This is a genomic window from Corynebacterium sp. KPL2680 (assembly GCF_040225675.1).
Classification (GTDB): Bacteria; Actinomycetota; Actinomycetes; order Mycobacteriales; family Mycobacteriaceae; genus Corynebacterium; species Corynebacterium rhinophilum.
Genome location: NZ_JBEHFM010000005.1, coordinates 43,144 through 67,690, shown reverse-complemented (window position 1 = coordinate 67,690; position 24,547 = coordinate 43,144). Strand labels below are relative to the sequence as shown.

At 61.0% G+C, this 24,547-nt stretch carries 24 protein-coding genes; 12 read left to right on the top strand and 12 right to left on the bottom strand.

Annotated features, from left to right (window positions below; all coding sequences use genetic code 11):
- Positions 1-66: 66 nt before the first annotated feature.
- The 3 genes from ABRP66_RS03940 to ABRP66_RS03930 are packed head-to-tail and all read right to left on the bottom strand — an operon-like array spanning position 67 to position 1,960.
- On the bottom strand, positions 67-690 hold the full coding sequence (locus ABRP66_RS03940) for an energy-coupling factor transporter transmembrane component T family protein (RefSeq protein ID WP_284852006.1): 624 nt from the start codon (positions 688-690) through the stop codon (positions 67-69).
- 14 nt (positions 691-704) lie between these two features.
- On the bottom strand, positions 705-1,397 hold the full coding sequence (locus tag ABRP66_RS03935; protein WP_349838364.1) for an energy-coupling factor ABC transporter ATP-binding protein: 693 nt from the start codon (positions 1,395-1,397) through the stop codon (positions 705-707).
- Positions 1,397-1,960, bottom strand: coding sequence for a biotin transporter BioY (locus tag ABRP66_RS03930; protein WP_284769642.1), 564 nt, complete (start codon positions 1,958-1,960; stop codon positions 1,397-1,399). Before ABRP66_RS03930 ends, ABRP66_RS03935 begins: the two co-directional genes overlap by 1 nt.
- Before the next feature lie 130 nt (positions 1,961-2,090).
- On the opposite strand from ABRP66_RS03930, the gene ABRP66_RS03925 reads away from it, so the two are divergent.
- The 5 genes from ABRP66_RS03925 to ABRP66_RS03905 all read left to right on the top strand — a co-directional run bounded on the left by ABRP66_RS03925 (position 2,091) and on the right by ABRP66_RS03905 (position 6,611).
- Positions 2,091-2,306, top strand: a complete 216-nt coding sequence (locus ABRP66_RS03925; RefSeq protein WP_284769643.1) for a DUF3046 domain-containing protein — start codon at positions 2,091-2,093, stop codon at positions 2,304-2,306.
- A 181-nt stretch (positions 2,307-2,487) separates the two neighbouring features.
- Positions 2,488-3,624 (top strand): recombinase RecA, encoded by a 1,137-nt coding sequence (gene recA, locus ABRP66_RS03920; protein WP_005283473.1) that lies wholly within the window; start codon positions 2,488-2,490, stop codon positions 3,622-3,624.
- A 39-nt stretch (positions 3,625-3,663) separates the two neighbouring features.
- Entirely contained in the window at positions 3,664-4,263 is a 600-nt protein-coding gene (gene recX / locus ABRP66_RS03915) for a recombination regulator RecX (RefSeq protein WP_284784281.1), read from the top strand.
- A 171-nt stretch (positions 4,264-4,434) separates the two neighbouring features.
- A complete protein-coding gene (gene miaB / locus ABRP66_RS03910; protein ID WP_349838363.1) occupies positions 4,435-5,961 on the top strand; it encodes a tRNA (N6-isopentenyl adenosine(37)-C2)-methylthiotransferase MiaB in 1,527 nt (508 codons plus the stop codon).
- A 23-nt stretch (positions 5,962-5,984) separates the two neighbouring features.
- Positions 5,985-6,611 carry an Rv2732c family membrane protein gene (locus ABRP66_RS03905; RefSeq protein ID WP_284853255.1) on the top strand — a complete coding sequence of 209 codons (627 nt, stop codon included), beginning with the start codon at positions 5,985-5,987 and terminating at the stop codon, positions 6,609-6,611.
- On the opposite strand, the gene ABRP66_RS03900 is transcribed toward ABRP66_RS03905, so the two are convergent.
- Positions 6,608-7,708: a GNAT family N-acetyltransferase gene (locus ABRP66_RS03900; protein WP_284853254.1), complete on the bottom strand. Its 1,101-nt coding sequence runs from the start codon at positions 7,706-7,708 to the stop codon at positions 6,608-6,610. The two genes, ABRP66_RS03905 and ABRP66_RS03900, sit on opposite strands and share 4 nt — an antisense overlap.
- Positions 7,708-9,012, bottom strand: a complete 1,305-nt coding sequence (locus ABRP66_RS03895) for a DUF349 domain-containing protein (RefSeq protein ID WP_349838362.1) — start codon at positions 9,010-9,012, stop codon at positions 7,708-7,710. Before ABRP66_RS03895 ends, ABRP66_RS03900 begins: the two co-directional genes overlap by 1 nt.
- Before the next feature lie 136 nt (positions 9,013-9,148).
- Here ABRP66_RS03895 and ABRP66_RS03890 point away from each other — a divergent pair, with 136 nt between their 5' ends.
- From ABRP66_RS03890 to dapF, 3 genes are read left to right on the top strand one after another with little or no spacing between them, the layout of a single operon-like run.
- Positions 9,149-9,769, top strand: coding sequence for a protein-L-isoaspartate O-methyltransferase family protein (locus ABRP66_RS03890; RefSeq protein WP_284769649.1), 621 nt, complete (start codon positions 9,149-9,151; stop codon positions 9,767-9,769).
- Positions 9,751-10,650 (top strand): tRNA (adenosine(37)-N6)-dimethylallyltransferase MiaA, encoded by a 900-nt coding sequence (gene miaA, locus ABRP66_RS03885; RefSeq protein WP_284769650.1) that lies wholly within the window; start codon positions 9,751-9,753, stop codon positions 10,648-10,650. The genes ABRP66_RS03890 and miaA overlap by 19 nt, the downstream gene beginning before the upstream one ends.
- Before the next feature lie 10 nt (positions 10,651-10,660).
- Positions 10,661-11,506 carry a diaminopimelate epimerase gene (gene dapF, locus ABRP66_RS03880; RefSeq protein WP_284769651.1) on the top strand — a complete coding sequence of 282 codons (846 nt, stop codon included), beginning with the start codon at positions 10,661-10,663 and terminating at the stop codon, positions 11,504-11,506.
- Positions 11,507-11,511: 5 nt separating this feature from the next.
- Here dapF and ABRP66_RS03875 read toward each other — a convergent pair whose 3' ends face one another.
- Together ABRP66_RS03875 and ABRP66_RS03870 are read right to left on the bottom strand one after the other, a co-directional pair.
- Positions 11,512-12,060: a hypothetical protein gene (locus ABRP66_RS03875; RefSeq protein ID WP_284852011.1), complete on the bottom strand. Its 549-nt coding sequence runs from the start codon at positions 12,058-12,060 to the stop codon at positions 11,512-11,514.
- A 9-nt stretch (positions 12,061-12,069) separates the two neighbouring features.
- Positions 12,070-12,879, bottom strand: a complete 810-nt coding sequence (locus ABRP66_RS03870; protein ID WP_349838361.1) for a hypothetical protein — start codon at positions 12,877-12,879, stop codon at positions 12,070-12,072.
- A 75-nt stretch (positions 12,880-12,954) separates the two neighbouring features.
- On the opposite strand from ABRP66_RS03870, the gene hflX reads away from it, so the two are divergent.
- The 3 genes from hflX (at position 12,955) to ABRP66_RS03855 (ending at position 16,946) form a co-directional block, all read left to right on the top strand.
- Entirely contained in the window at positions 12,955-14,463 is a 1,509-nt protein-coding gene (hflX, locus tag ABRP66_RS03865; protein ID WP_284782115.1) for a GTPase HflX, read from the top strand.
- Positions 14,464-14,495: 32 nt separating this feature from the next.
- Positions 14,496-15,776: a uracil-xanthine permease family protein gene (locus ABRP66_RS03860; RefSeq protein WP_284782114.1), complete on the top strand. Its 1,281-nt coding sequence runs from the start codon at positions 14,496-14,498 to the stop codon at positions 15,774-15,776.
- A 126-nt stretch (positions 15,777-15,902) separates the two neighbouring features.
- Complete coding sequence (locus ABRP66_RS03855; RefSeq protein ID WP_284769656.1) at positions 15,903-16,946, top strand: HNH endonuclease signature motif containing protein; 1,044 nt, start codon at positions 15,903-15,905, stop codon at positions 16,944-16,946.
- Positions 16,947-17,075: 129 nt separating this feature from the next.
- Here ABRP66_RS03855 and ABRP66_RS03850 read toward each other — a convergent pair whose 3' ends face one another.
- From ABRP66_RS03850 to ABRP66_RS03840, 3 genes are read right to left on the bottom strand one after another with little or no spacing between them, the layout of a single operon-like run.
- The gene (locus ABRP66_RS03850) at positions 17,076-17,345 is read right to left on the bottom strand and encodes an HPr family phosphocarrier protein (protein ID WP_023022720.1); all 270 of its coding nucleotides are present in this window, start codon (positions 17,343-17,345) and stop codon (positions 17,076-17,078) included.
- A gap of 55 nt (positions 17,346-17,400) precedes the next feature.
- Complete coding sequence (locus tag ABRP66_RS03845) at positions 17,401-19,500, bottom strand: PTS fructose transporter subunit IIABC (protein WP_284805805.1); 2,100 nt, start codon at positions 19,498-19,500, stop codon at positions 17,401-17,403.
- Between the two features lie 18 nt (positions 19,501-19,518).
- On the bottom strand, positions 19,519-20,481 hold the full coding sequence (locus tag ABRP66_RS03840; RefSeq protein ID WP_284769658.1) for a 1-phosphofructokinase family hexose kinase: 963 nt from the start codon (positions 20,479-20,481) through the stop codon (positions 19,519-19,521).
- A 209-nt stretch (positions 20,482-20,690) separates the two neighbouring features.
- Here ABRP66_RS03840 and ptsP point away from each other — a divergent pair, with 209 nt between their 5' ends.
- Complete coding sequence (gene ptsP / locus ABRP66_RS03835) at positions 20,691-22,379, top strand: phosphoenolpyruvate--protein phosphotransferase (RefSeq protein WP_296087142.1); 1,689 nt, start codon at positions 20,691-20,693, stop codon at positions 22,377-22,379.
- Between the two features lie 77 nt (positions 22,380-22,456).
- On the opposite strand, the gene sugR is transcribed toward ptsP, so the two are convergent.
- Together sugR and lexA are read right to left on the bottom strand one after the other, a co-directional pair.
- Positions 22,457-23,239, bottom strand: a complete 783-nt coding sequence (sugR, locus tag ABRP66_RS03830; RefSeq protein WP_284782106.1) for a transcriptional regulator SugR — start codon at positions 23,237-23,239, stop codon at positions 22,457-22,459.
- A gap of 488 nt (positions 23,240-23,727) precedes the next feature.
- Positions 23,728-24,438: a transcriptional repressor LexA gene (gene lexA, locus ABRP66_RS03825; RefSeq protein ID WP_349838360.1), complete on the bottom strand. Its 711-nt coding sequence runs from the start codon at positions 24,436-24,438 to the stop codon at positions 23,728-23,730.
- Positions 24,439-24,547: the final 109 nt, after the last annotated feature.

Below are 24,547 nucleotides of genomic sequence, written 5' to 3'. Positions count from 1 at the left end.
TCCCGCTCCGAGCGGTGGGGGAAGGCGGAGGCTTTTGGCGCTAGTCGGGCGTGTGCCTTTGTTGCCTTAGTCTCCGACGCCGCGGGCCTGGAGGGCCTCGCCAATGGCCTGAGCGCGCCGAATAGAGCGGATGATGACGGGCGTGACAAACGCCGAGGGGGAAAACCCAGCCCCGCGCGCCTTCCGTGCATCGAGAACCTCATAGACCGTTTCGAACATGAGGGGGATGAGGCGGATTGTCAGGGACATCGCCAAGCTGATGTTCTCTACTGGGACGCCGAATCGTTTAAGCGGCTGGAGGGATTCCTCCAGGGACTCCATGATCGCGTCGACCGTTGAGGTAAGAGTTAATAAGAAGGCCAGAATCATGGCGGCCAAGATGTTGAGGAACATCACGGCGGCGTAGCCAAAATCTTTCGCCCACCACTGGAACCCGGCAAGAGGAATGAGGATTATCAGGGGCGGCCAGAGCTGGCTCCACGCAATCCGTGGGGGAATGCGGGCAACGATATACGTCAACGCTGCGGCAATTACCGCGCCGCCAGCCCACGGCAAAGAGTCGAAAAAGATGCTGGTAACCAGGATAAATACCAGCAGGATGAGTATTTTCCAACTGGGCTTCATCCGGTGGATTACCGTCGTGCCCGGAACATACACGGAAAGCGGAATATTGGTTTTGCGGCGAGTCATTAGTTGGTGACTTTCTAGAGTGGCCGTTGCGCCATGAGGTCTCGGTAAAAATCGATGACCTCTTGGGGAGCTCCATCGGCGGCAACCTTGTGGTCATCGATGCAGATGACGCGGTCAAAATCCGTGAGAAATTCCAGATCGTGAGTAACCACGATGAGCTGCTGGTCGAGCTGTGCGAACTCGCGCTTAATGCGGCCGCGATTGCGAAGGTCGAGCAGCGTCGTTGGCTCATCGGCGATGATGAGCACCGGGTCAATGACCAGTACGGCGGCTAAGGCGAGTAATTGTTTCTGTCCACCAGATAGCGTGTGCGGGGAACGTTCGGCGAAGTCTAGAAGCCCGAACCGCTCTAGGGCGGCATCGACTCGCGCAGTGCGCTCGGCCTTAGATAACTTGAAACGGCGCAGCGAAAAAGCGATGTCATCGCGCACGTTGGACATGACGATCTGATTTTCTGCATCAGAAAAGACGAAACCCACCTTTTCGCGCACCTTTTTGCCCTCCTCGCTGGGACTTATGCCGTCGACGGTGACGGTACCCGCGGAGGGCTCACCCAGGCCATTGATTAGCCGGGTCAGCGTGGACTTTCCGCCGCCATTTTGACCGATGATGCCGATCCTCTGCTCGCTTAAAGTGAGGTTGATGTCATCGAGGACCACCGTCTCATCAAAGGTTACTGTCACCGAGGAAAAGTCGATGGTGGGCACTAGGAGGCCTTCTTACCCATCAGGTCGGGGAATGCGGAGTGAACACCGACGGCGATGATGATGGCCACGATGAGCTTTGCAGTGTCAACGAGGACGAACGGGCCTTGCGCCGCGATGGCCGGGCCGACGTCCAATCCGGAGCGAAGCATCAAGCCGATCGCGCCACAGGTGTACTGCACCAGGAGGCCTGCGATGGCCGCGATAGCGAGAACAATGGTCATGCCGCCCTTTCCGCGTGGGGCGCGGTAAGCAATGGCGCCTGCGACGATTGGGGAGAGCACGTATCCGACGATGTATCCCACGGTGGGGCCGGCGAGCGCGCGGAGCGTGGTGCCACCGCCTGCCAAAACGGGCAATGCCAAACCAAGAAAGAGGAATAGGAGCCCAACGTAGCCGCCGCGTTTGCCGCCTAAGATGAGTCCGGCCAAAATGAGCGCGGCGTTTTGCAAGACGATGGGGACGCCGGCGGTGCCTACGGGGATAGAAACGAAGGCTAAAACGATAACGAGGGCGGTAAATACCGCAACATAGGCAATGGTGGTTGCCACGGAGTTCTTCTGCATGGGAAAAGATTAGCATCTTGGGTAAAGGCGCTGTAGACATGCATATTTGAACGTTGTTCAAGTACAACATTTTTAGGGTCCTGGTAAAGGCTTTGGAAAAATTTCCATGGTGGTGGGTAGGATTGCGCGCATGCGATTGACGGAGTACCACCAATTGGTTGTGGATGAATTTGGCGAATCAAAAGGGGCGTGGATTAGCCATTCGCATGTTTTATCTGCGCTCAATGGAACGCCGGATGAACTTATCGAACGTGGCGTCGATCCCCGCCGTGTATGGATAGGGCTGTGCGATGACTTCGATGTCCCCCAAGAGCGCCGTCTCGGCGTAGATTACCCAACCTTATAGGGCCTGAGAAAAGCCGAAAATGCGTGTCCATTTTCGATATTCGAACAGATGTATGTACTCTAGTTGGGGTGTCGGTGTGGGCGACTACAGTGGGATTGCAATGAGGGCGGAACCATTTAGGGCTCTGCAGCAGTCTAATCAAGTGTTCACGCAGTGTCGTACGAGATAAGGATTTATAACAATGGCAACGAAAAAGAAATCATCTTCAGCCGCAACCAAGGGAGATGACCGCCAGAAGGCGCTAGATGCAGCTATGGCCATGATTGAAAAGGATTATGGCAAAGGCGCCGTTATGCGCTTGGGCGATGATGACCGCCCGCCCATCAAGGCCATTTCTTCCGGCAACACGGCAATCGACGTGGCGCTGGGTATTGGCGGCTTTCCCCGCGGCCGAATTGTGGAAATCTATGGCCCAGAGTCCTCTGGTAAGACGACTGTGGCACTGCACGCAATTGCCTCGGCGCAAAAAGACGGCGGCATTGCAGCGTTTATCGATGCCGAGCACGCCCTCGACCCCCAATATGCACGCCTGCTAGGTGTCGACACCGATAACCTCCTCGTATCCCAGCCTGATACTGGTGAGCAGGCCCTAGAAATCGCAGATATGCTGGTGCGCTCCGGCGCCATCGACATTATCGTTGTGGACTCCGTGGCGGCGTTGACCCCAAAGGCGGAAATTGAAGGCGAGATGGGCGATAGCCACGTGGGCCTGCAAGCTCGCCTTATGTCCCAGGCCTTGCGCAAGATGACCGGTGCGCTATACAACTCCGGTACCACCGCAATCTTCATCAACCAGCTGCGCGAAAAGATCGGTGTGATGTTCGGTTCCCCGGAGACCACCACCGGTGGTAAGGCGCTGAAGTTCTATTCCTCCGTGCGCTGCGATATCCGCCGTATCCAGACCCTGAAGGATGGCCAAGACGCCATTGGCAACCGCACAAAGCTCAAGGTGGTAAAGAATAAGGTCTCCCCACCATTCAAGATCGCCGAGTTCGACATCATGTACGGCGAGGGTATCTCTCGGGAGTCTTCCATCATTGATCTCGGCGTAGAAAACGGCTTCATCCGCAAGTCCGGCTCCTGGTTTACTTACGAAGGCGATCAATTGGGCCAAGGTAAGGAGAAGGCCCGCTCCTTCCTTAAGGACAACCCAGACCTTGCCAATGAGATCGAAAAGAAGATCTTCCAGAAGCTCGGCATTGGGGAAGAGGCGGCAAATGGTGAAGAAGCTACCGCCATGGATGTCCCCGGCTCCGATGACCCATTGACGGATGAATCCGTAGATTTGGTCCCGAACGTCGACTTCGATGACGACTAATCCTGTCCACCTGCAATCCCATCGCTTTTAACCCGCGCTATGAATCAACCCGCCCCTGAAAAGTTAGAGCAACTCCGCCAGGCCCTTGAGGCCTATGAAAAAGGAGAAGCCGGGGGCGGGCTTTTTGATCGGGAGGCCGAAGAGGCAAAATCCAAGGTTCGTTCCCGCGCCTTGGGTTTGCTGGATCAACGTTCGCGATCCCGTCAGGAATTGTATGACCGTCTAGTACAAGCCGAATTCGACCCCGAGGTGGTTGAAGATGTCCTCGATGACTTAGCGCATGCGGGCCTCATTAACGATGCTGCCTTTGCCGCCGAATGGGTGCGGCAGCGGCATAAGCGGAGGGGGAAATCGCGCAGCGTCCTCGACCGCGAGCTCCGGGAAAAAGGCGTAAGCCAAGCGGATAGAGACGAAGCCCTCGAGCAAATTGATGCCGCCGATGAAGAAGCTATGGCCCGAGCCTTGGCGGAAAAGAAGGCGCGCAGCCTGAAATCCGTTCCTGCGGATAGGAAGGAACGGGATAAGGAGCTGCGCAGAATCGTAGGCGTATTGGCGCGCCGTGGGTTCAACGAGGGAATGTCTTTGAACATTGCCATTAGCGCCCTCGAGGAGCGTTGCGAGGAGCTGTCTTCTCCTTAAATCCGTACGCCTAGTGGGACACTAACCTAGGCACTCGCGCGCGCATCCCCACGCACAGCGGGTGCGCACCCTAACGCAGTGCACCACGCCCTGGTCTCATCTTCCAGTCTTCATGGGCGCCTAGCAGCGACGGTTATGAGTTGTTCTGGGTGATGGCTAGACTATGCCGACGTGGAGCAGACAATTCCTGAAACCCGTACCTATGAAGTCCGAACCTTCGGCTGTCAGATGAATGTGCACGATTCTGAGCGCATCTCTGGCCTGCTTGAGGAAGCTGGCTACGCGGCCGCCGACGAGGCCACAGAGCCGGATCTCATCGTCTTTAATACGTGCGCAGTCCGCGAAAACGCCGACAAGCGCCTGTACGGCACGCTGGGCGCATTGAAGAAGACGAAGGAGAACCACCCAGGCATGCAAATTGCCGTGGGCGGTTGCCTTGCGCAAAAGGATAAAGACACTGTCCTTGACAACGCACCGTGGGTGGATGCCGTCTTCGGCACCCACAATATGGCAGCATTGCCAACCCTCCTCGAGCGCGCCCGCCATAACGAGGAAGCCCAGGTAGAAATCGTCGATTCGCTAGAGGCGTTCCCCTCGGTTTTGCCCGCTAAGCGCGAATCCGCCTACGCGGGTTGGGTGTCGGTGTCCGTAGGCTGCAATAACACCTGCACTTTCTGCATCGTTCCCTCCCTGCGCGGTAAGGAAGAGGACCGCCGGCCGGGCGATATCCTGGCCGAGGTACAAGCGCTGGTGGACCAGGGCGTCTCTGAGGTCACCCTGCTGGGCCAAAACGTCAACGCCTATGGCGTGAATTTCGCCGATCCAGAAATGCCGCGCGATCGCTTCGCTTTCTCTAAGCTGCTGCGCGAGGTGGGAAAGATCGACGGCCTCGAGCGCCTGCGGTTTACCTCCCCGCACCCGGCAGAATTTACCTCAGATGTTATCGACGCCATGGCGGAAACCCCGGCGGTGTGCCCGCAGCTGCATATGCCGCTGCAATCCGGCTCGGATAAGGTCTTGAAGGACATGCGCCGTTCCTACCGCACGAAGAAGTTCTTGCGCATCCTCGATGAGGTTCGCGAGAAGATTCCAAACGCGGCGATTACTACCGATATCATCGTCGGCTTCCCGGGCGAGACCGAAGAGGATTTCCAGGACACCATGGAGTTGGTTCGCCGCGCTCGCTTCGCCTCGGCGTTTACCTTCCAGTATTCCCCGCGCCCTGGCACCCCCGCGGCAGAGATGGAAAACCAAGTGCCTAAGGAAATCGTCCAGGATCGCTTCGAGCGGCTCGTTGCGCTGCAGGATAGCATCCAGGCAGAAGAGAATCAGAAGCTCGTGGGCACTGAGGTGGAGCTCTTGGTCCAGGCAGAAGGCGGGCGCAAGAACGATGAGACCCACCGCATGTCGGGTCGGGCCCGCGATGGGCGCCTCGTGCACTTTAGCCCCATCGACGACAACGGCGCGGATATCTCCGCCGAGATTCGCCCCGGCGACGTCGTGCGCACCAAGGTCACCGGTGCAGGCTCGTTCTTCTTGCTTGCCGATGCCGCAGTAAACACCCACACCCGCACCAAGGCCGGCGACATGTCGGCGGCGGGCCAAACCCCCACTACCGCTCCCATTGGGGTGGGGTTGGGACTGCCGGGCATCGGCAAGCCCGCCGGCGCTGCCACAGCGGATTCCTGCGGCTGCTAACCGGGGGAGTAGGCTAGGGTGCCATGACAGAGCGAAATACCACCAGCGCCGCCCAGGAGGCGGCACAGGCGGAGCGCCGAGCAGCACAAACCATGGATCTGCGTGGGCAGCAGCTGACGCTGTTGATCGCTGTGGCGGCCTATATTGTCTACCTCATCGTTCCTTATGCCGGCTCTGCCCACGGGTGGCAGGTTCTGAGTTTTGGCACCACCGATGACGGGGTGAAGATCTCGCTGATGGAAACCGTCTCCGCGTGGCTCGCGCTACTCGGCGTGGGCGTGCTGACGACGGCGACCTTGCTGACCCGCCGCGCCACCCTCGGGCTGATTGCGTGGATGATGGTGACGGTTTCTTTCTTCGTCAACCTGTGGGGCTTTTGGTACCGCGGCTCCACCGCAGACGGCCCGGCCATTGGCATGTGGGTGGGCATGCTGGCCACCTTCCTGGCCTTCTTGGGCTTTAGCCTCGTCGCCCTGCGCCGCAGCCCGGAGCAACGCGCGGCCGAGGAGAAGGTCCGCGCCTCGGCGGGCCAGCTGGATGAGGTAGGCAAAATCCAGTCCGATATTGCGTCCCCACAGCCGCAGGAGATGCTTATCGATGACCGCCGCAAGAAGGCCGCCGAGCGTCACCGTCACCAGCAGGAGGGCTAAAGGTGCAGCTCCCAGGCTGAGGATTGGGAGATTTCCCGCGCCCCGAGCCGTGCGTATAGCGCGTTCATAGCTGCGTCACCGGCGGCGACGGAACAATAGCAGCGACGCACCTGCGGCCAGACCTGATTGACCTCGTGCAGGGCGGTGAGTTTTGCCAATTGCGCCAAGCCTTGCCGGCGGTGGTCGCGGTCGGTGACGGTGAGGGTCCATTCGCAGACCTCCGGATCCGCAGCCTCATGGCGCGCCAGTTCCGTGAGCGCCACGATGTCGCCGGCGTCATCAATGAGCGCTACGAGCAACGTATGTCCGCGCCGCGAACGCAGGCGTTGGTGCGCCTCCTCCAATCGCTGCCGAGACCACACGATGGGTTCGGTGGACAGGGTGCCGGTATCGGCATCTGCGGAGGCGACCGTTAAAAGGCGCATGACATCGTCGATGTGTTCTTCCGGAATGGCATAGTCCTGCCATACCGCGGCCGAAAGCCCAGGCGGAAAGAGGGCAGCAGCCGACTGTTCTGGAATATCGATGGTTAGTTGCCGCTCACTATGGCGCTGCGTAAAGCCCAGGGATTGATAGACCTCCGCCATCGCGTCGTACTCCGGCGAAGTCTCCGGCGGGTGCAGCAGACCCACGTGCGCGACGCTGCGGCCGAGCTGTTGGGTGATCTTTAAGGCGGTATCTCCCATCCAGGTAGCCACCTTCTGCCCCTTGGCATCAAGGGGTTCTCCGGGCAGTGGCAGATCGCAGAGGACGCACTCGATTTCCGCGGCATTGCGCTCTTCTAAAAGCGGCAGGCTAATGTGGATAAATCCTACATAGTCCAGCTCGGGGCTCGGTGCGGTGGCGGGGATTTGGGGCAGGCCAAGCTCGGAGACAGGACCGAGCGTCGCCGGCGCATCGACCACGGCGAAAAGGTAGGTCTGCGATTCGCCCGAACCTTGCAGGCGGTGCACCACGCGGCTAGGCGAGGTCGAGGCCGCCGCATCCCCACTGGCTTCCTGCGCCGCCAGGTTTGCCCAGAAAACAAAGGATCGGATGCAATCCGCCGGTTCAGCCTCGGATACCTGGGTGGGGCGCGCAATCTGAACGAGGTGCACTATTTATCGTTGACGGCATTGGCAGCGGCATCGGCAAATTCCTGCCATTGCTCCGCCTGCGCGCGCAGCTCCGCGGCCTTCTTCTCTTTGCCCTTAGCTTCCGCGGCCGCGGACTGGGCCTTGAAGTCTTCCACCTTGGCCTGGAACTGGGCCACGCGAGCCTGCGCTTCAGGGTCGGTGCGCCGCCATTCGGATTCTTCCGCCTGGGTGACGCGCTTTTCTAGCTGCTCGATCTTGGATTCGTACTCGCGCACCTGATTGCGGGGCACAAAGCCGATTTCCTCCCACTTTTCCTGCAGCTCGCGCAGCTTAGCCTTGGCCTTGTCCATGCTTTGCGATGGGTCAATCAGGCTATCGTATTCCGCAAGCAGCGCGTCCTTTGCCTTGGCGTTTTCGGCGAACTCGCGGTCCCGCTCGTCGTTGACGGCATTGCGGGCATCAAAGAAGCGGTCCTGTGCCGCGCGGAACTTTGCCCACAGCTGGTCATCGACCTCGCGTGGGGCGCGGCCAGCCGCCTTCCACTCCGCCATGAGATCGCGGTAGGCGCGGGCGGTAGGGCCCCAGTCGGTGGAGTCCTGGATGGCTTCAGCGCGCTCGACGAGTTCTTCCTTCTTCTTTCGCGCCGCCGCGCGGGCGCGATCGAGTTCTGCAAAGTGCGAACCGCGGCGCCTATTGAAGGCATCGCGGGCGCGAGAGTAGCGTTTCCACAGGCCGTCATCGGTCTTCTTATCGATGCCCTTAATCTGCTTCCACTCTTCCAAAATGGCGCGGATGCGGTCACCGGCGGCCTTCCATTCGGTGGAATTTTCGGCAATCTCTTCCGCCTCGGCGGCGAGTTTTTCCTTCGCCGCAATGGCATCCAGTCGGCGCTTTTCCTTATCCGCCTGCGCCTGCTCCCCGGCCACAACGGAGTGATCGATAACCGCGCCCAGGCGGCGATCCAATGCGGCGATATCGCCAATAACCGCAGCGGTAGGCAGGGTCTCGCGCAATTCCGCGGCCGTCTGCTTGATTCCTGCGGCTTCGCTGGGGTTGGCGCGCAGGCGAGCCTCCAAAAGCTCGATCTCGGTGGCTAGATCGTCATAGCGGGCGCCGAAGTGCTCGAGGCCCTCTTGCGCAGAGCCTGCCTGCCATTCCCCAATCTTGCGCTCGCCCTCGGGGGCGGAAACGAAGACGGACCCATCGGCATCGACGCGCCCCCACTTGGTTGGATCGTTCTTGCTCGGAGATTGAACGGGCACGGGCTTGGCTGTAGGGCGGGGGCCCTTCTTGGGCATGGAACCTGGAGTAGGGGTGGGAGACATGGAAAGCCCTCCTAGACATATATCGCCGCGCGTCACGGCTGCCGGATGAAATCACTGGTTACATTACCGCGAAAAATCGCTGTGTGCCTAGAATCTATTTAATTACCTCCTCTTGGGTAGATAGTATGGAGGAATAATGTTCAATCTCATGGTTATGCCCGCCTCGCCGGCGCTGGCAGTCGAGCTAGCTCCCAACGACGCCGCCTCGCGGGCACTGCTCGCGGCGGCGCGCACCTTGGCGGTTGAAGCCGCTGCCGCCGGCATTAACGAGGCAGAAATTATCGGATCCCGCTCCCCACGGTGGCATACTAGCCACACCGGAAGCCTGCGCGCCTGGGGGGCCGACCAAGTGCACGTGGGCGCCGGAAGCTACCTGCCAGAGATCATGGCCCACTACGTCTTATCCACGGTCCCACAGATAACGGTCCGCGATAGCCGCGATCGCCTGGGCGCGCCAGACCCTAAGGTCCTGAGCGTTGTGGTCGCAGACGGCAGCGCAGGTCTTACCGAGAGGGCACCGCTGGCCCTTATCCCCGGCGCGCAGGAGGCGCACCGGTGGTGCGAGGAGGTGCTGATGGGGGCATCGGCAAGCAGCAATGCCGAGTGGCTTCAGCAACGTGGCGTGGAAGAGCCGGAGCTCTGGTTGGAGCTTGCTGGCTGCACGCCCAAGCGCGCGCAGGTGCGGGCGACGGATGCCACCCTCGGAGTAGGCCGCTACGTGGCTGGTTGGGAGGTAATATGCGCCCCATCGCAGTAGTTGGCCCCACCGCCTCCGGCAAATCTGCGCTCGGGCTGGCCCTAGCCCATGAACTGGGTGGGGAAGTGGTCAATGTCGATTCCATGCAGCTATACCGCGGCATGGATATCGGCACCGCAAAGCTTTCCCCCGCAGAGCGCGAAGGCATTCCGCACCACCAGCTCGATGTCTGGGACGTGACGGAAACCGCCTCCGTGGCGCGCTATCAGCAGGCGGCCTTGCGCGATATCGAGGACATCATGTCCCGCGGTAAGACGCCCATCCTCGTCGGCGGATCCATGCTCTATGCTCAGGCATTGGTGGATGATTGGCAATTCCCGCCCACCGATCCGCAGGTCCGTGCCAAATACGAGGCCCGCCGCGCCGATATCGGAACCGACGCACTCCACGCCGAGCTGGCGCGCGTCGATCCGGCCGCGGCCGCCATCATTGAGGACAAAGACCCCCGGCGCACCGTCCGGGCACTCGAGGTCATCGAGCTGACCGGCAAGCCCTTTAAGGCCAGCCAGCCGCCGAAGAATGGCCCGCCTCGGTGGGGAACCAAGCTGCTGGGGCTGCGCACAGACAGCGAGTGGTTGAACCCGCGCATCGAAAAGCGCACGCGCCTCATGTTTGAGCAAGGCCTCGTCGAAGAAGTAGAGCGCCTGCAGGATAAGGGGCTTGTGGCCGATTCCACCGCGGGCCGCGCGATTGGCTATGCGCAGGTGCTACAAGCCCAGCGCGGCGAACTGACGTGGGAGGATGCGGTAGAACGCACGATTACTGGCACCCGCCGGTACGTGCGCCGCCAGCGTTCCTGGTTCAACCGCGATAAGCGCATTACCTGGCTCGATGCCGCGGGCGATACTACCGCCGAGGCTTTGCACGCGCTTCGGCGCTAGGGTAGAAGGCATGAAATTTGCCAAAGGCCATGGAACTGAAAATGACTTCGTCATCGTAGAAGACTTCGACGCCAAAATGCCGCTCGCACCGGATCGCGTGGCGGCGCTGTGTGACCGCCGGGCGGGCATCGGCGGCGATGGCCTGTTGCGCGTTGTGCGCGCCGGCGCCCTCGTGGACGCGGGCGAGTTGGCGGCACTTCCGGACGGGGTGGATTCCGCCGACTGGTTTATGGATTACCGCAACGCCGATGGGTCCGTGGCGGAAATGTGCGGCAATGGCACCCGCGTCTTTGCCCACTGGCTGCGCTCGCACGACTTGGTTAGCGAGGACGCATTCACCATCGGCACCCGGGCGGGCGCCAAGCAAGTAACGGTGCATTCCTGCGATGCCACTGCCGCTAGCGTCACCGTGGAGATGGGGCCCGCGCGCGTGACCGGGGTGTCTACCGCGTCCGTGGGCGGTGAGTCCTACGCCGGACTCAGGGTGGATATGGGCAACCCGCACCTCGCGGCCGTCATTCCGGGCTTGGAGCCAGCAGCTTTGGCCGCCAAGGAACTCACGGCGCCGGTCTATGATGAATCCTTCTTCCCGGGTGGGGTCAACTTTGAGCTGGTGACCCCGCTGCGGGAGGGGCAGGTGCATATGCGCGTCTTCGAGCGCGGGGTTGGGGAGACGCAGTCTTGTGGCACGGGCACGGTCGCGGCAGCTACCGCCGCGCTTGCCGATGCCGCCCAAGCCCTCGGCACCGTCCACGTCCACGTTCCTGGCGGCGAGGTCACCGTTGAGGCCTATGACGGCGGTACGCGCTTGACGGGCCCCTCCGCCATCGTTGCTACGGGCGAAACGAGCCTGTAGAGGCGTTAGTTTCCGTCGTCGATCTGCCGCGTGCGGTAATCCGGGCCGAGCCGGAAGGCCGCGCGGCGGGCCGCCAGCCACGATTCTTTCAGCTCGCGGGCGCGCTCATCGGTGACGCGGAGGAGTGATTCTAACTCCTGCGTGCGCATGCCGTGGGCGTGGATTCTGATATTGAGGCGGCGGAGGAAGCGGCGCGCCCCGGCTAATTCGTAGTGGAACGCATCTATGGCGGGGTGGGAGCAGTCGAGGTCGAGCAGCGCCGGCCGGTACAGCGTGCGATCCGCCAGTGGCTCCGCCTCCGTGGACGTTTCGAATTCCTCGAATTCGGCGATGACGTCCTGGATATCGTCCGCCGAAAGCGAGATGGAGCTGCGCAGGGCCCTCCGTTCCGCGGTATCGGGGCGCGTGCGCAGCATAAACCACCCCGCGCCCACCAGCATGGCGGCGATGATGAGGCCGGGCAGTTTTAGCGTGGCAACAATCGCGATCGCGCAAAGGACCAGGAGGATAAAGACAAGTGTCCTCCGGTTTTGCGGATCGCTAAGGAAAGCCATGGCCTAAAACTAGTGCCCGCCGCAGCCGCAACCGCCGGATCCGCAACCGCATCCGCCATCGCCGCAGCCGCCAGACGGCATGTCAATAGCGGCGGTGAGCAGGGCCGTACCGGAGATTACGGTATCCTTGGCCGGCAATTCGCCACGGTCCGCCGGCAGGCAGAGATCGAAGGGGAATAGCCCGTCCATGACGAGGTGCGCGAACTTTTCGCCGGTGAGTTCATTGGTGCGCCATTCGGCTTCCATCACCCGGGCGGCAAAGGTGGCGGCGGGCGTGGGGGCCTGCGCGCCGGAGCCAGAGGCGATGACGCGTGCGCCTTCGGAGTCAAAAAGGGCGGGGTACTCACCGGTCTTGGCCTCGTAGGCAGAAGGGGAGTCGTAGGTGGAGATATCAAGGCCCATGGCGGTCAGCGATACCTGCTGCCATTCCTGCCGCGGTTCTTCTGCCAACAGTGGACCCTGCGCGAGATTCGCCGTGACTTGAGCCAGCGGCGTGCCGAAGGGATCGATGATGTCCATGATCGCTAGCACGTCATTAAACATCTCCACGTGGGCAAAGCCCTGCGTGACCGCATCGAAACCAATAAAGGTGGCGTAAGGCTCAACCGCCAAGATATTAAGCTGGGCGCCCGAAGGATCGCCGTATTGGATGAGTTGGCCACCGCGGACCTCACCGGTGACGGCAAGGCGGTCCGTGGCGATGGCTGCCTCGACCGCGTCCTGCCAGCGTTCGAAATCCAAGCCGATGGCCTGCATCTCAGTATTCTTCTTCTGGGTAGTAGTCGTTGGCCTAGGCTGCGTCGTTTCCATAGGCACCATTGTATCGCTTTGTCCAGTAAGCCCGGAAACCGCAATTCCCGTTTTGAGGCCTAACGTGCCAAAATAGATAGCAATATGAACAAATTTTCCCCGCAGAATTCTGATAGCTCAGCGAGCAAGGACGAACTTCTCGCCCAGGCCTTCCGCGACCACGCGGAAACCCCGCAGGAAACCACGCCCACCAGCGGCGATCTAGATTTGGCCGAGCGCAATGCCTTCCGCCGCGTTACCCGCGAGACCTCAATCCGTGCCGAGGACACCACCGATGGCTACGAGGTGGAATACCGAAAACTGCGCCTCGAGCGCGTCATCCTCGTGGGCGTGTGGACCGAAGGCACCGTAGCGGAGGTTGAGGCCACGATGGATGAGCTGGCCGCCCTGACCGAGACCGCCGGTGCCGACGTAGTCGAAATGATCTACCAAAAGCGCGATAAACCGGACCCTGGTACCTTCATCGGCTCGGGCAAGGTAAAAGAGCTCCACGATATCGTCGAGGCCACCGGGGCCGATACCGTCGTGTGCGATGGTGAGCTGAACCCAGGCCAGCTCACCGCATTAGAGCGCGCGCTCAATACCAAGGTCATCGACCGCACCATGCTCATCTTGGACATCTTTGCTCAGCACGCAAAGTCCAAGGAAGGCAAGGCGCAGGTTTCGCTGGCGCAGCTGGAATACCTCTATACCCACACCCGCGGTTGGGGCGGCAACCTCTCGCGCCAGGCCGGCGGCCGCGCCGGTTCCAATGGCGGCGTCGGCCTGCGCGGCCCCGGTGAAACCAAGATTGAAACCGACCGCCGGCGCATCCGCACTGAAATGGCGCGCCTGCGCAAGGAATTGCGCGGGATGAAAACCGCCCGCGAGGTCAAGCGTTCTCGGCGCCAGTCCTCCACGATCGCCCAGATCGCCATCGCCGGCTACACCAACGCCGGCAAGTCCTCACTCATTAATGCCATGACGAACGCGGGCGTGCTTGTGGAAGACGCACTTTTTGCCACCTTGGATCCCACCACGCGCCGCGCCTCGCTTGCCGATGGCCGCCAGGTCGTCTTCACCGATACCGTCGGCTTCGTCCGCCACCTGCCCACCCAGCTGGTGGAGGCCTTCAAATCCACCCTGGAAGAGGTGCTCGCCGCCGATATCATGCTGCACGTCGTCGACGGATCGGACCCGTTCCCGCTCAAGCAAATCGAGGCGGTCAATAAAGTCATCTACGATATCGTCAGCGAGACTGGTGAGCAGGCCCCGCCGGAAATCATCGTGATCAACAAGATCGACCAGGCCGATCCGCTCGTGCTCGCGGAGCTGCGCCACGTCCTGGATCATGAGGACGTCGTCTATGTTTCGGCGCGCACGGGGGAGGGCATCGACGAGCTGAGCGCGCGCGTGGAGCTCTTCCTCAACTCCCGCGATAGCCACGTTAAGCTGCAGGTTCCCTTCACCCGCGGCGATGTCGTCTCCCGCGTGCACGCCGAGGGCACCGTGCGCAGCGAGGAATATACCGAAAATGGCACGCTTGTCGATGTCCGCCTGCCCGCCACCACCGCCCGCGAGCTCGCCGAATTCATCGTGGAGGAAGATTCCTAAAATTCGTGCTCCATGGCCCATAATGGTGGTTCGTGAGCATACTAGGTTGGACCGTCCACGGCGACGGTAAGAAGATTGCACCAGGCGCCGTGGTCGCGCCCGAGGAACGACTAAGTTGGGGCCGAACCATTGGCATCGGCATGCAGCATGTGGTGGCGATGTTTGGTGCCACGCTGTTGGTGCCCACCCTGACCGGATTTCCGGTCAATACCACGCTGCTATTTTCTGGCATCGGCACCATCCTCTTCTTGCTGATTACGCGCAATCGTCTGCCGTCCTACTTGGGCTCGTCGTTTGCTTTCATCGCTCCGCTGACCGCCTCGCAGCAATACGGGATTGCGGCGCAGGCCGGATCCATTCTGGTGACCGGTTTGGTGCTGGTGGCGGTCGGTTTCGTGGTCAAGGCTGCTGGCAGGCGGGTGCTCGATGCTGTGATGCCACCGGCGGTTACCGGCGCCATCGTCGCGCTCATCGGGCTCAACTTGGCGCCGAATGCGGCCGAAAACTTCGCCAGCCAGCCGTTGGTAGCAGGCATTACGCTGCTGGTCATCCTCTTGGCCACTGTGGCCGGGCGCGGCATGGTATCGCGCCTGTCCATCCTCATCGGAGTGGTCGTCGGCTGGATTTTCGCCGCCCTGACCGGCAACTTGGGCGAGGATGCCAAGGCCGCCATCGATGCCGCCCCGTGGGTAGGACTGCCCGAATTCCATGCCCCTGAGTTCCATCTTTCGGCCATCGCCGTGGCCCTGCCGGTGCTCGTGGTGCTGATTGCGGAAAACGTCGGGCACGTTAAGGCTGTCTCCGAGATGACCAACCGCGACTTAGACGATCTTGCCGGCGATGCGCTGATTGCCGATGGCCTCGCTTCCTCCCTCGCCGGCGGCTTCGGCGGCTCCGGTACCACCACCTATGCCGAGAATATTGGCGTCATGGCCGCCACGCGCGTTTATTCCACCGCCGCTTATTGGGTCGCCGCCCTCACCGCCATCTTGCTGGCCTTCGTCCCGAAGTTCGGCGCGCTGATCTTCACCATCCCTACCGGCGTGCTCGGTGGGGCAACCCTCGTGCTCTATGGCCTTATCGGCATGCTGGGCGTGCGCATCTGGATGGATAATGAGGTCAACTTCAATAACCCGGTGAACCTGACCGCGGCCGCGGTGGCCTTGATCGCGGGCATCGGCAACCTGACGCTGACCGTGGGCGGGGTGAGCTTGGAGGGCATCGCCTGGGGCTCGGTCGGCATCATCGTTGCCTATCCGATCATGCGGAAGCTGTACGAAACCGTGGGCGAAGGCCACGACGCTAAATACTAAATTCTGTGGATAACTTTGTTGAACCCGCCGCGAAATAGGGCCGTAGCGGTACGGTTTGCAGCCTAATCCACAGGCCTTCGTGCGTGCGGTCGCGGCTGCGCCGGGTTCTGCGCTGTACTAGGCGGCATGAACGCACTCGACCGTTACTTATCCGCGCTGGGCCAGGGGATGGACATCATCGCCGCCGCCCAGGGCTTAAGCGAGCGCGACTTGGTGGAGCGCGGTGCCAGCGACGTCGCCGCGCGCGATGTGGTGCAGCTTTGCGATATCTATTTTGGCCGCAGTGCCTTTAGCGCCAAGCAACGCACGGCCCGCTCGACGACGCACCCACTAGACGTGCTCACCCTGATCGAGAAATTCGCACTGCGCGCTCGCACCCAGCGCGATGCCTGGGCCGTGCGCTCCGAGTTGTGTAAATTTCGCGGCAGCGCCACGGCCTTGCGCAAACGGGCGCGCGCCATGTTGCGGGAGCTCCAACCGCCCCGCACTCCCAAGAAAGGAGTGCGCATTACCCGCCGGCCGCGCGGACCGTGGTCGTTGACCATTACCGGGGAATCCTCCGATGTCGCCGATATGCACTCTGCTCTTGATAACGAGCGCCCACTGGAGTCCGTTAAATCCATCTTCTTCGGAGGGAAGTCTGGGGCGCGCACCACTGCGAGCACGCAGGTGGTCATCACCTTGGACGAGCTCGATCGCATCGTTGACGGCGATGGCGAGGAAATAACCCTGCAGCTCACCAATGGCTCGCGAATCAGCGGTGCCGACCTCGTGAGCCGGGTTTTAAGCGATCACGGATACATCACGCTTGTGCATCCCGTTGAGGGACCGGTCAATTTGTACCGCACGTCCCGGTTCGCCAACGCGAAGCAGCGGTTGATGGCTGCCGCAGTCAATCCCGTATGTCCCTGGGAAAAGTGCAACTATCCTGCGGATGAGTGCCAGATCCACCACCTAGAAAGCTGGCAGCACGGTGGCAATACCAATGCCGCTAATCTCGCTACCTGCTGCCCGTACCACAACGGCGTTAACGACGATGACCCGAAGGCGCCACCGCGGCGCGGGCGATTGGCCCGAATACAAGGAAAGGTTCGTTGGCTTCCTCCCTGGGCCACGCCTCCCGGAAGCCCTAACGGAAACGACCGGCCGACGACCGATGGCCGCAATTGAGTGCTGCACTAACGAGTTAAATCTGCTCACAGGGGTAGCGAAGAACTGCCTGCGGATCGCAAAAGCTCCCCGCCATCAAGGCGAGGAGCGTACGAATCGTGCTTAAACGCTAGTTATGAGCAGCAGCGTTTAGGAAGCATCAAGATCCTGCTCGATGAGGCCGGCGATCTTCTCAACGGCTTCTTCGTTGTCAGAGGTAACGGTGACCTCGTCGCCCTGCTCAGCACCGAGGGCCATGATCATCAGGGAAGAAGCGGCGTCGGTTTCGTTATCGTCATCTTCACCAACAAGGTTCAGGAAAATGTCCTCGTCGAATTCGCCGGCAGCGTCAGCAATGATGGAGGCAGGACGTGCGTGCAGTCCTACGGAGGAGCCGACCTTTACAGTCTTGGAAGCCATGGAATTTATCCTTTCTGTGGTTAATTTATCGTGATCCAGTGTACGAGTGTTTGGTTTATGCCGCCACGTTCTGGGAACTGGTCTTGGACTCTGGAGCAGCCTTTTGAGCAGCTTGCTGGACGGTTTTATTTGGACAGAATTGCTTCATGGCCAAGACTGCGACGGTGGATACCGCCACGCCGGCAAGGATTGCGACCAGGTAAGCCCAGAACGGATCGATAGCGAAGGCGACGAAGACACCACCGTGCGGGGCACGGGACTCGACCGACAGCGCCATGGAGATAGCACCCGTCACGGCACCACCGGCCATCATAGAAGGGATGACGCGGAACGGATCGGCCGCGGCGAACGGAATGGCGCCTTCGGAGACGAAGGACAGGCCGAGCAGCCAGGCGGACTTACCGTTTTCCTGCTCAGCAGGAGTAAACAGTGACTTGCGAATGAAGGTTGCCAAGGACAGTGCGATGGGCGGAACCATGCCGGCGGCCATGACCGCGGCCATGATTTGCATGGAGGCTACATCGCCAGTGGACAAGCCCGCGGTGGCAAAGAGATAGGCGGCCTTGTTGACCGGGCCACCCAGGTCGACGCACATCATCAGGCCCAAGATGATGCCGAGCACTACGGCAGAAGACCCAGACATGGAAGACAGCCAATTTTGCAGGCCCTCCATCAGCGCGGCCAGTGGGGCGCCCAGCAACAGGTACATCGCCAGGCCAACGACCAGGGAGGTCAAAAGCGGAATGATGACCACCGGCATGAGGGAACCGAGCCAGCGCGGGACCTTCCAATTGCCAATCCACAGGGCGATAAAGCCGGCCAACAAACCGGTCACCAAGCCCCCGATAAAGCCCGCGTCGAGCGTTACAGCGATAGCACCGCCGACGAAGCCCGGCGCAATACCCGGGCGCCCGGCCAGGGCGTAGGCGATATAGCCAGAAAGTGCGGCGACAATAAAGCCCATTGCGGCCTGGCCGATGGCAAAGAGCACTGCGCCTATATAAAGCGAGTAGCCGGAATGCTCGAACGACATCGTCTCGCCGTCGACGATGATGTCATTGCCCGGCAGGTTGGACAGGGAGTAATTGGTGGAAAGTGCCTGCCAGCCATTGGCCATATCGGCGCCACCGAAGAGGAATCCGAGGGCGAGCAGCAGGCCGCCGGCGGCAACGAACGGCACCATGTAGGACACACCGGTCATAATCGCCTGTTGGATGCGCTTGCCCCAACCCAGCGACTGGCCCTCTTCTTCGGCGGAGGAAGATGAGGCCGTGCCAGAGACCTTGCGGGCGTTCGGGTTCTTTGCCGCCGCAATGGCTTCATCGAGCATCTTGCCGGGCTCGTTGATGGCGCGCTTGACGCCGGATTCGATGACGGGTTTGCCCGCGAAGCGCTCGCGGTCGCGCACGCCGACGTCCGTGGCAAAGATGACGGCATCGGCAGCATCGATGGTGGACTGCGAGACCGATTCATTATTGGACGAGCCCTGGGTTTCGACGGTGAGATCGACGTCGTCGCGCTCGCCGGCGGTCTGGGTGAGGGCATCGGCAGCCATGTAGGTGTGCGCGATGCCGGTCGGGCAGGCCGTGATGGCAACGATGCGGGTAGCTTGTGCCGAGTCTCCCGCGCTTTCCGATGCCGCTTCCGCTGCCCCACCTGCAGCAGCCTCCGCGTTGTCCTGCTTTTTCTTCTTCGCTTTTTCCGCGTTGACGACGGCGAGGATTTCCTTGACGATTTCTTCCTTCGTCGTCGCGGTGCGCAGGGCCTCTAGGAAGTCCTTGCGCACGAGAGCGCGGGCGAGCTTGGAAAGAATCTGCAGGTGGGCCTTGCCGCCGCCAGCAGGTGCGGCAATGAGAAAGACTAACTGGGCATCGCCGTCGGGGCCGGAAAAATCCACGCCGCGGGACAGGCGGGCGAAAGCCAACGTCGGCTCGGTGACGGCCTCGGAACGGCAGTGGGGGATGGCCACGCCGCCTGGCACACCGGTGCCGGCCTTGGCTTCGCGGTCGATGGCGGGCTGGGCGAGGCCTTCGACCTCGGTTGCGCGCCCGGTATCGTGCACCAAGGTGGCGAGGTTGGTGATTACGGAATCGACGCTATCGCCGAAGTCGGCGTCGAGCGCTACCAGTTCGGTAGTGATGAGATCGGATGCCATGATGGAAGGCTCCTTTAGCTATAGAGCGGAGATGGAGGTGTGGGCGGTATCGAGTTCTTCGGGGTGGGGGAATTGGGTGCCCGGTTTTGCGGCCGCAGCGGTGCCATAAGCCACCGAGAGCGCAAGGGAATCTGCCGGTCCTTTCCCCTGCGTGCGCCCTAATAGGTATCCGGCCAACGCGGCATCACCCGCGCCGACCGTGGATTTCACCGTGGCAGGAGGCGGGGTGGCAGCCCATGCGCCGTCTGCGTTTACCAGCACGGCGCCGGCGCCGCCGAGGGTGACAAGCACTTCCTTGATGCTGCGCTTCACGACATCTCTAGCAGCCTCCACGACCGGGCTATAGTCTCCGGCCGCAGCGGCGCGCTCGAGGGCGAGGCCATCCTGACCGGTGAGCTGCCCCAGTTCGAAGCCGTTGGGTTTGATGAGATCCGGGGCTGCGGAATCGAGCTGCTCGGCGATGGCCTTCATCGGGGCATCGGAGGTATCGACGGCGATGCGCGCCTGCGGGGCGGCAGTGCGGATTTCCTTGATGAGGTCGGTATACCACCCGGCGTCAACACCCTTGGGAAGCGATCCGGCAAGGGCTACCCAATCGGCGGATTGGGCGTGGCGGGTAAGGGTGGCGATGAGGTGGTTTTGGGTGGCATCGGAAAGCAGCGGGCCAGGGCCATTGACCTTGGTGGTCGTGCCATCTGGCTCGGTGATGGTGGTATTGACGCGCACACCGCCATCCATGTCCACGTGGGCGTAGGGGAGGTCGACGTCGTGGATGAGGTTGATGAACGGATCGGCCGCGCGGGCGGGGAAGAGGGCTAGGGTTTCTTTCCCGGCGAGGTGAACCGCGTGGGCGACGTTGACGCCTTTACCGCCCGCAACCTGGGTAACACTGGCGGCGCGGTGAACATCGCCTGAGGTTAAAGGCTGATTGAGCGCCAGGGTGGCGTCGATGCTTGGGTTTGGGGTGAGCGTGAGGATCATCGAGAACTTATCCCTTTCGCAGAGTGCGTATATTGGGGGCCACACGCAGTCGGTCCGGTTGGAACACGCGCTTAAGCCCGCCATTAATGTTTATTCTTGCCCGATTGTGTTGGAAAGTCAATAGAAACCGTGTGGCATACATTGCATTTCTGTTGGATTTGTGATGATCTGGAAATAAATAAGCCGCTATCTTCGAAGGAAGTATCGCCATGGAAAATACGCTTCAGTCCACTGTTAAAGGAACCGGCGTTGTTGCTGGAGTCGCCTATGCAGAAGCCGTATGGGTCCGCCCCCGCCCGGACCTGCCTACTGAAGGAAGTATTGACCAAGAGGCCAACAGCGAAGCCGAATACGATCGCTTCCTCGAGGCAGTCGATATCGTTGCCAGCCGCTTGGAAAACCGCGCCGCAGCCGCGGAGGGCCAAGCCTCGGAAGTGCTGACCGCAACCGCCGGCATGGTCAAGGACCGCGGCTGGCACAAGGCCGTGCGCAAGAACATCCGCTCCGGCAAGAATGCCGAGTTCGCCACGGTGGGAGCCACGGACAAGTTCGTCACCATGTTTGAGGCGGCCGGCGGCGTTATGGCTGAGCGCACCACCGATCTGAAGGACGTGCGCGACCGCGTCATCGCCCAGCTGCGCGGCGAGCAGGAGCCCGGTTTGCCCATGGTGGAAGGCCAAGCGGTACTTTTTGCCGATGACCTCGCGCCTGCCGATACCGCCACCCTGGATACCGCGCATATCCGCGCACTCGTCACCGAGCTGGGCGGGCCCACCAGCCACACCGCGATCATCGCTCGCCAGCTCGATATTCCGTGCATCGTTGCCGTGGGAAACAAGCTGCGCGAGATTGAAAGCGGCACGCTCGTCTTCGTCGACGGTGCGCTTGGAACCGTGACGCTGGGCGCGGACGAGGCAGAATCCACCAAGGCGGTCGAAGAATATCGCGAGCGCGCCGCCCGCGTTGCCGAATGGACTGGACCAGCGCAAACCAAGGACGGCCACCGCGTGCAGCTTTTGGCCAACGTGGCCGATGGCAACGCCGCCCGCATCGCCTCCGACTCGCAGGCAGAGGGGATTGGCCTCTACCGCACGGAGCTGTCGTTCCTATCCGCTAGCGAGGAGCCTTCCGTTGACGAGCAAGCAAAGATTTACAGAAAGGTCTTCAACGCCTACCCCGATTCCAAGGTCGTGGTGCGCACCTTGGATGCTGGCTCCGATAAGCCGATTTCTTATGCCACGTTGTCCTCTGAGGAGAACCCGGCGCTGGGTGTGCGCGGTCTGCGCATTGCCCGCGATAACGAATCCCTCTTGACGCGCCAGTTGGATGCGATCGCACAGGCTGCGGAGTCCCGCGGCGAAGCTGCCGAGACCTGGGTCATGGCACCGATGGTGGCGACGTCGAAGGAGGCCCAGTGGTTTGCGGAGCTGTGCCGGGAGCGTGGCCTGACCGCGGGCGCGATGATTGAGGTGCCCGCAGCAGCGCTGATGGCAGATAAGATCATGCCGCATCTGGACTTCGTATCCATCGGCACCAACGATCTCACCCAGTACACGATGGCCGCTGACCGCTTGTCGCCACAGCTTGCTTACCTCACCGATCCGTGGCAGCCGGCCGTGCTTCGTCTGATCCAGCACACCTGCATCGCTGGACACGAATACAACGTCCCGGTTGGCGTCTGCGGTGAGGCCGCCGCCGATCCGCTACTGGCTTGCGTATTGACCGGCCTTGGCGTCAACTCCTTGTCGGCTGCGTCCACCGCAGTCGCCGGCGTCGGTGCCCAATTAGCCGAGTTGACCTTCGATCAGTGCCAGCAGCTTGCCGATGCCGCCCTCAACTCCGAAGGCCCCTCCGCCGCCCGTGCCGCGGCGATGGAGCAGATAGAAAAATTCAACTAACGGCATAACACTTCGCCCTCCCTACCCGTGCTATTTGGAGCCGAGATAGGGAGGGCGAAGTCGTGTGTGGCCTGGCGCTATTCGCTGGCTAGGACGACGTCGATCTCGCGCTCGCGGAGCACATCGACGAAGGATTCCGGCGCGCCGGAATCGGTGATGACGACATCGATATCGGCAATAGAAGCGAAGCTTACCAGGTAATCGTTGCCCAATTTGCTGGAATCGCACATGACCACGACCTTGTGGGCATTCGTGACGAAGGCAGATTTGATGGCTGCTTCTTGGGAATCGGCCGTCGACAAGCCGTGATCGAGGGTCAGGGCATTGGTGCCGATAAAGGCGACATCGGCACGCATGAGCGCCATGGTGCGCAAGGCGGTATCGCCGACGACGGCCTGAGTGATTGCGCGTACGGTTCCGCCGAGGAGCTGGACATCGGGGACGCCACTATTGGCGAGGGACAGCGCAATGGGCAGGCTATTGGAGACGATATTGAACTGCGCTTGCGGGTATTGCTGGCTGATGAGCTCGGCAAAGGTATTGATGGTGGTGCCGGCGTCCAAAAAAATGCTACCGCCGCCAGGGGGAAGGAAATCGAGCGCGGCATGCGCGATGGCGGCCTTGGCCCCCGATGCGGATCGCTGACGGGTATCGAGCGTGAGCTCCGCGGTTTGGAAGGCTTGCGAAGCAACGGCGCCGCCGTGCACGCGGTGGACAACGCCCTCTCTATCCAGCACAGCTAGGTCGCGGCGGATGGTTTCGGCAGTCACATCGAAACGCTCTGATAAATCGGTGACGTTAACGCGACCCTCGACAGCAGTTTGGGACGCGATTTGGCGGCGTCGCTCCTCTGCGTACACGGACCCTCCTTGCTCCTTGCCTTCGGCCGGGCGGTTACTCCATTTGCGTATGCAGGTGCGCGGTGAAAGCTATATGATGTGGGATTTCTTCCTCCATTGTGTCAAAATTCGGCGGTAATCGGACGAAAACAAAAATGCAGGTTTGTGCGGCTGTCCGTTTTTGAACAAAACTTGCTGGTCAGTAAGCAATATTTCACCTTGATGAAAGTCAGACCTATTAGCGATTAACTTACGGATCCGTTATTTCGGGGGTGCTTTATCAATAGGGCGCCCGAGTTCAAGTTGGTTTTATGGGGCGCGATTGTATGGATGAACGGTCTTAAACTTTGGTAAAACTGGTACCGCCCTGCTCTTCAAGGCGGGGAGACAGGGCTGTGCGAGTGGGTCGAAAGAATGCGTTTCAAGGAAGCGGGCGCAGAATACAGGTAGCGGTTATGGCCGCTGGTGAAGAACCGGCGTACAGCGAGTTCACATCTGCCTGGCGCGACTTAGAGCTTGCGGAAGACGGATACTACCTTGCCCATAATCTCTGCATCGTCGCCGTTGATGGGTGGGTAGGCATCATTGTGGGGAAGGAGCCACACGCCGGAGGAGTCGCGGTGGAATTCCTTGACGGTGGCCTCGGAGTCATCGAGAAGCGCGGCGACAAACTCGCCTTCCTCAGCCACTGACTGCGACCGGATGATGACCCAGTCGCCGTTAAGGATGCCGGCATCCTGCATGGAATCACCCACAACCTGCAACATATAAAGCTCGCCGCCGCCGACGACCTCGTCCGGCATGGGGAAATACGTATCAATATTTTCCTCTGCGGTGATCGGTGCACCGGCGGCAATGCGTCCCACGACTGGAATATAAGCTACGGCAGCGGACTCTTCAGGGCTGCGGGCAGAGGTATCGGTGGCCTCTTTAGATTTACGACCTGGTTTCTTTTCGCCCTCGTCGGTATTGAGGTGACGCACATCGACCGCGCGTGGCTTATTAGGATCGCGGCGCAAGAAGCCCTTTTCTTCCAGCTGCTTGAGCTGATAGGCCACGGACGAGGTGGATTGCAGGCCTGCGGCATCGCCAATTTCGCGGATGCTGGGTGGGTAGCCGCGTAACATCACCGCATCGCTGATGACGTTCAGGATGCGGCGTTGCCTTTCGGAAAGAGAAGCGTAATCGTTCTTTGCGTTGCTTGCTTTTTTGTGGCCCATGTGCGGCTCCTAGCTAGGGGTCTGAGGTTCTGCGGTCGTGGCTTGAAAAGGGGACTGGGTGGCAGTTGCGTGCCATAACCCATTTGTAGCACGAAAAGTACAGGCGTTC

What these genes read in the sequence shown, in the direction of transcription:
- hflX (WP_284782115.1), top strand. Translation starts at nt 12,955, where the DNA reads ATGAACAAATTTTCCCCGCAGAATTCTGATAGCTCAGCGAGCAAGGAC.
- ptsP (WP_296087142.1), top strand. Translation starts at nt 20,691, where the DNA reads ATGGAAAATACGCTTCAGTCCACTGTTAAAGGAACCGGCGTTGTTGCT.
- miaA (WP_284769650.1), top strand. Translation starts at nt 9,751, where the DNA reads ATGCGCCCCATCGCAGTAGTTGGCCCCACCGCCTCCGGCAAATCTGCG.
- ABRP66_RS03870 (WP_349838361.1), bottom strand. Translation starts at nt 12,879, where the DNA reads ATGGTGCCTATGGAAACGACGCAGCCTAGGCCAACGACTACTACCCAG.
- ABRP66_RS03875 (WP_284852011.1), bottom strand. Translation starts at nt 12,060, where the DNA reads ATGGCTTTCCTTAGCGATCCGCAAAACCGGAGGACACTTGTCTTTATC.
- ABRP66_RS03925 (WP_284769643.1), top strand. Translation starts at nt 2,091, where the DNA reads ATGCGATTGACGGAGTACCACCAATTGGTTGTGGATGAATTTGGCGAA.
- lexA (WP_349838360.1), bottom strand. Translation starts at nt 24,438, where the DNA reads ATGGGCCACAAAAAAGCAAGCAACGCAAAGAACGATTACGCTTCTCTT.
- ABRP66_RS03905 (WP_284853255.1), top strand. Translation starts at nt 5,985, where the DNA reads ATGACAGAGCGAAATACCACCAGCGCCGCCCAGGAGGCGGCACAGGCG.
- ABRP66_RS03855 (WP_284769656.1), top strand. Translation starts at nt 15,903, where the DNA reads ATGAACGCACTCGACCGTTACTTATCCGCGCTGGGCCAGGGGATGGAC.
- ABRP66_RS03890 (WP_284769649.1), top strand. Translation starts at nt 9,149, where the DNA reads ATGTTCAATCTCATGGTTATGCCCGCCTCGCCGGCGCTGGCAGTCGAG.
- recA (WP_005283473.1), top strand. Translation starts at nt 2,488, where the DNA reads ATGGCAACGAAAAAGAAATCATCTTCAGCCGCAACCAAGGGAGATGAC.
- ABRP66_RS03930 (WP_284769642.1), bottom strand. Translation starts at nt 1,960, where the DNA reads ATGCAGAAGAACTCCGTGGCAACCACCATTGCCTATGTTGCGGTATTT.
- ABRP66_RS03940 (WP_284852006.1), bottom strand. Translation starts at nt 690, where the DNA reads ATGACTCGCCGCAAAACCAATATTCCGCTTTCCGTGTATGTTCCGGGC.
- ABRP66_RS03850 (WP_023022720.1), bottom strand. Translation starts at nt 17,345, where the DNA reads ATGGCTTCCAAGACTGTAAAGGTCGGCTCCTCCGTAGGACTGCACGCA.
- dapF (WP_284769651.1), top strand. Translation starts at nt 10,661, where the DNA reads ATGAAATTTGCCAAAGGCCATGGAACTGAAAATGACTTCGTCATCGTA.
- recX (WP_284784281.1), top strand. Translation starts at nt 3,664, where the DNA reads ATGAATCAACCCGCCCCTGAAAAGTTAGAGCAACTCCGCCAGGCCCTT.
- ABRP66_RS03840 (WP_284769658.1), bottom strand. Translation starts at nt 20,481, where the DNA reads ATGATCCTCACGCTCACCCCAAACCCAAGCATCGACGCCACCCTGGCG.
- ABRP66_RS03845 (WP_284805805.1), bottom strand. Translation starts at nt 19,500, where the DNA reads ATGGCATCCGATCTCATCACTACCGAACTGGTAGCGCTCGACGCCGAC.
- ABRP66_RS03895 (WP_349838362.1), bottom strand. Translation starts at nt 9,012, where the DNA reads ATGTCTCCCACCCCTACTCCAGGTTCCATGCCCAAGAAGGGCCCCCGC.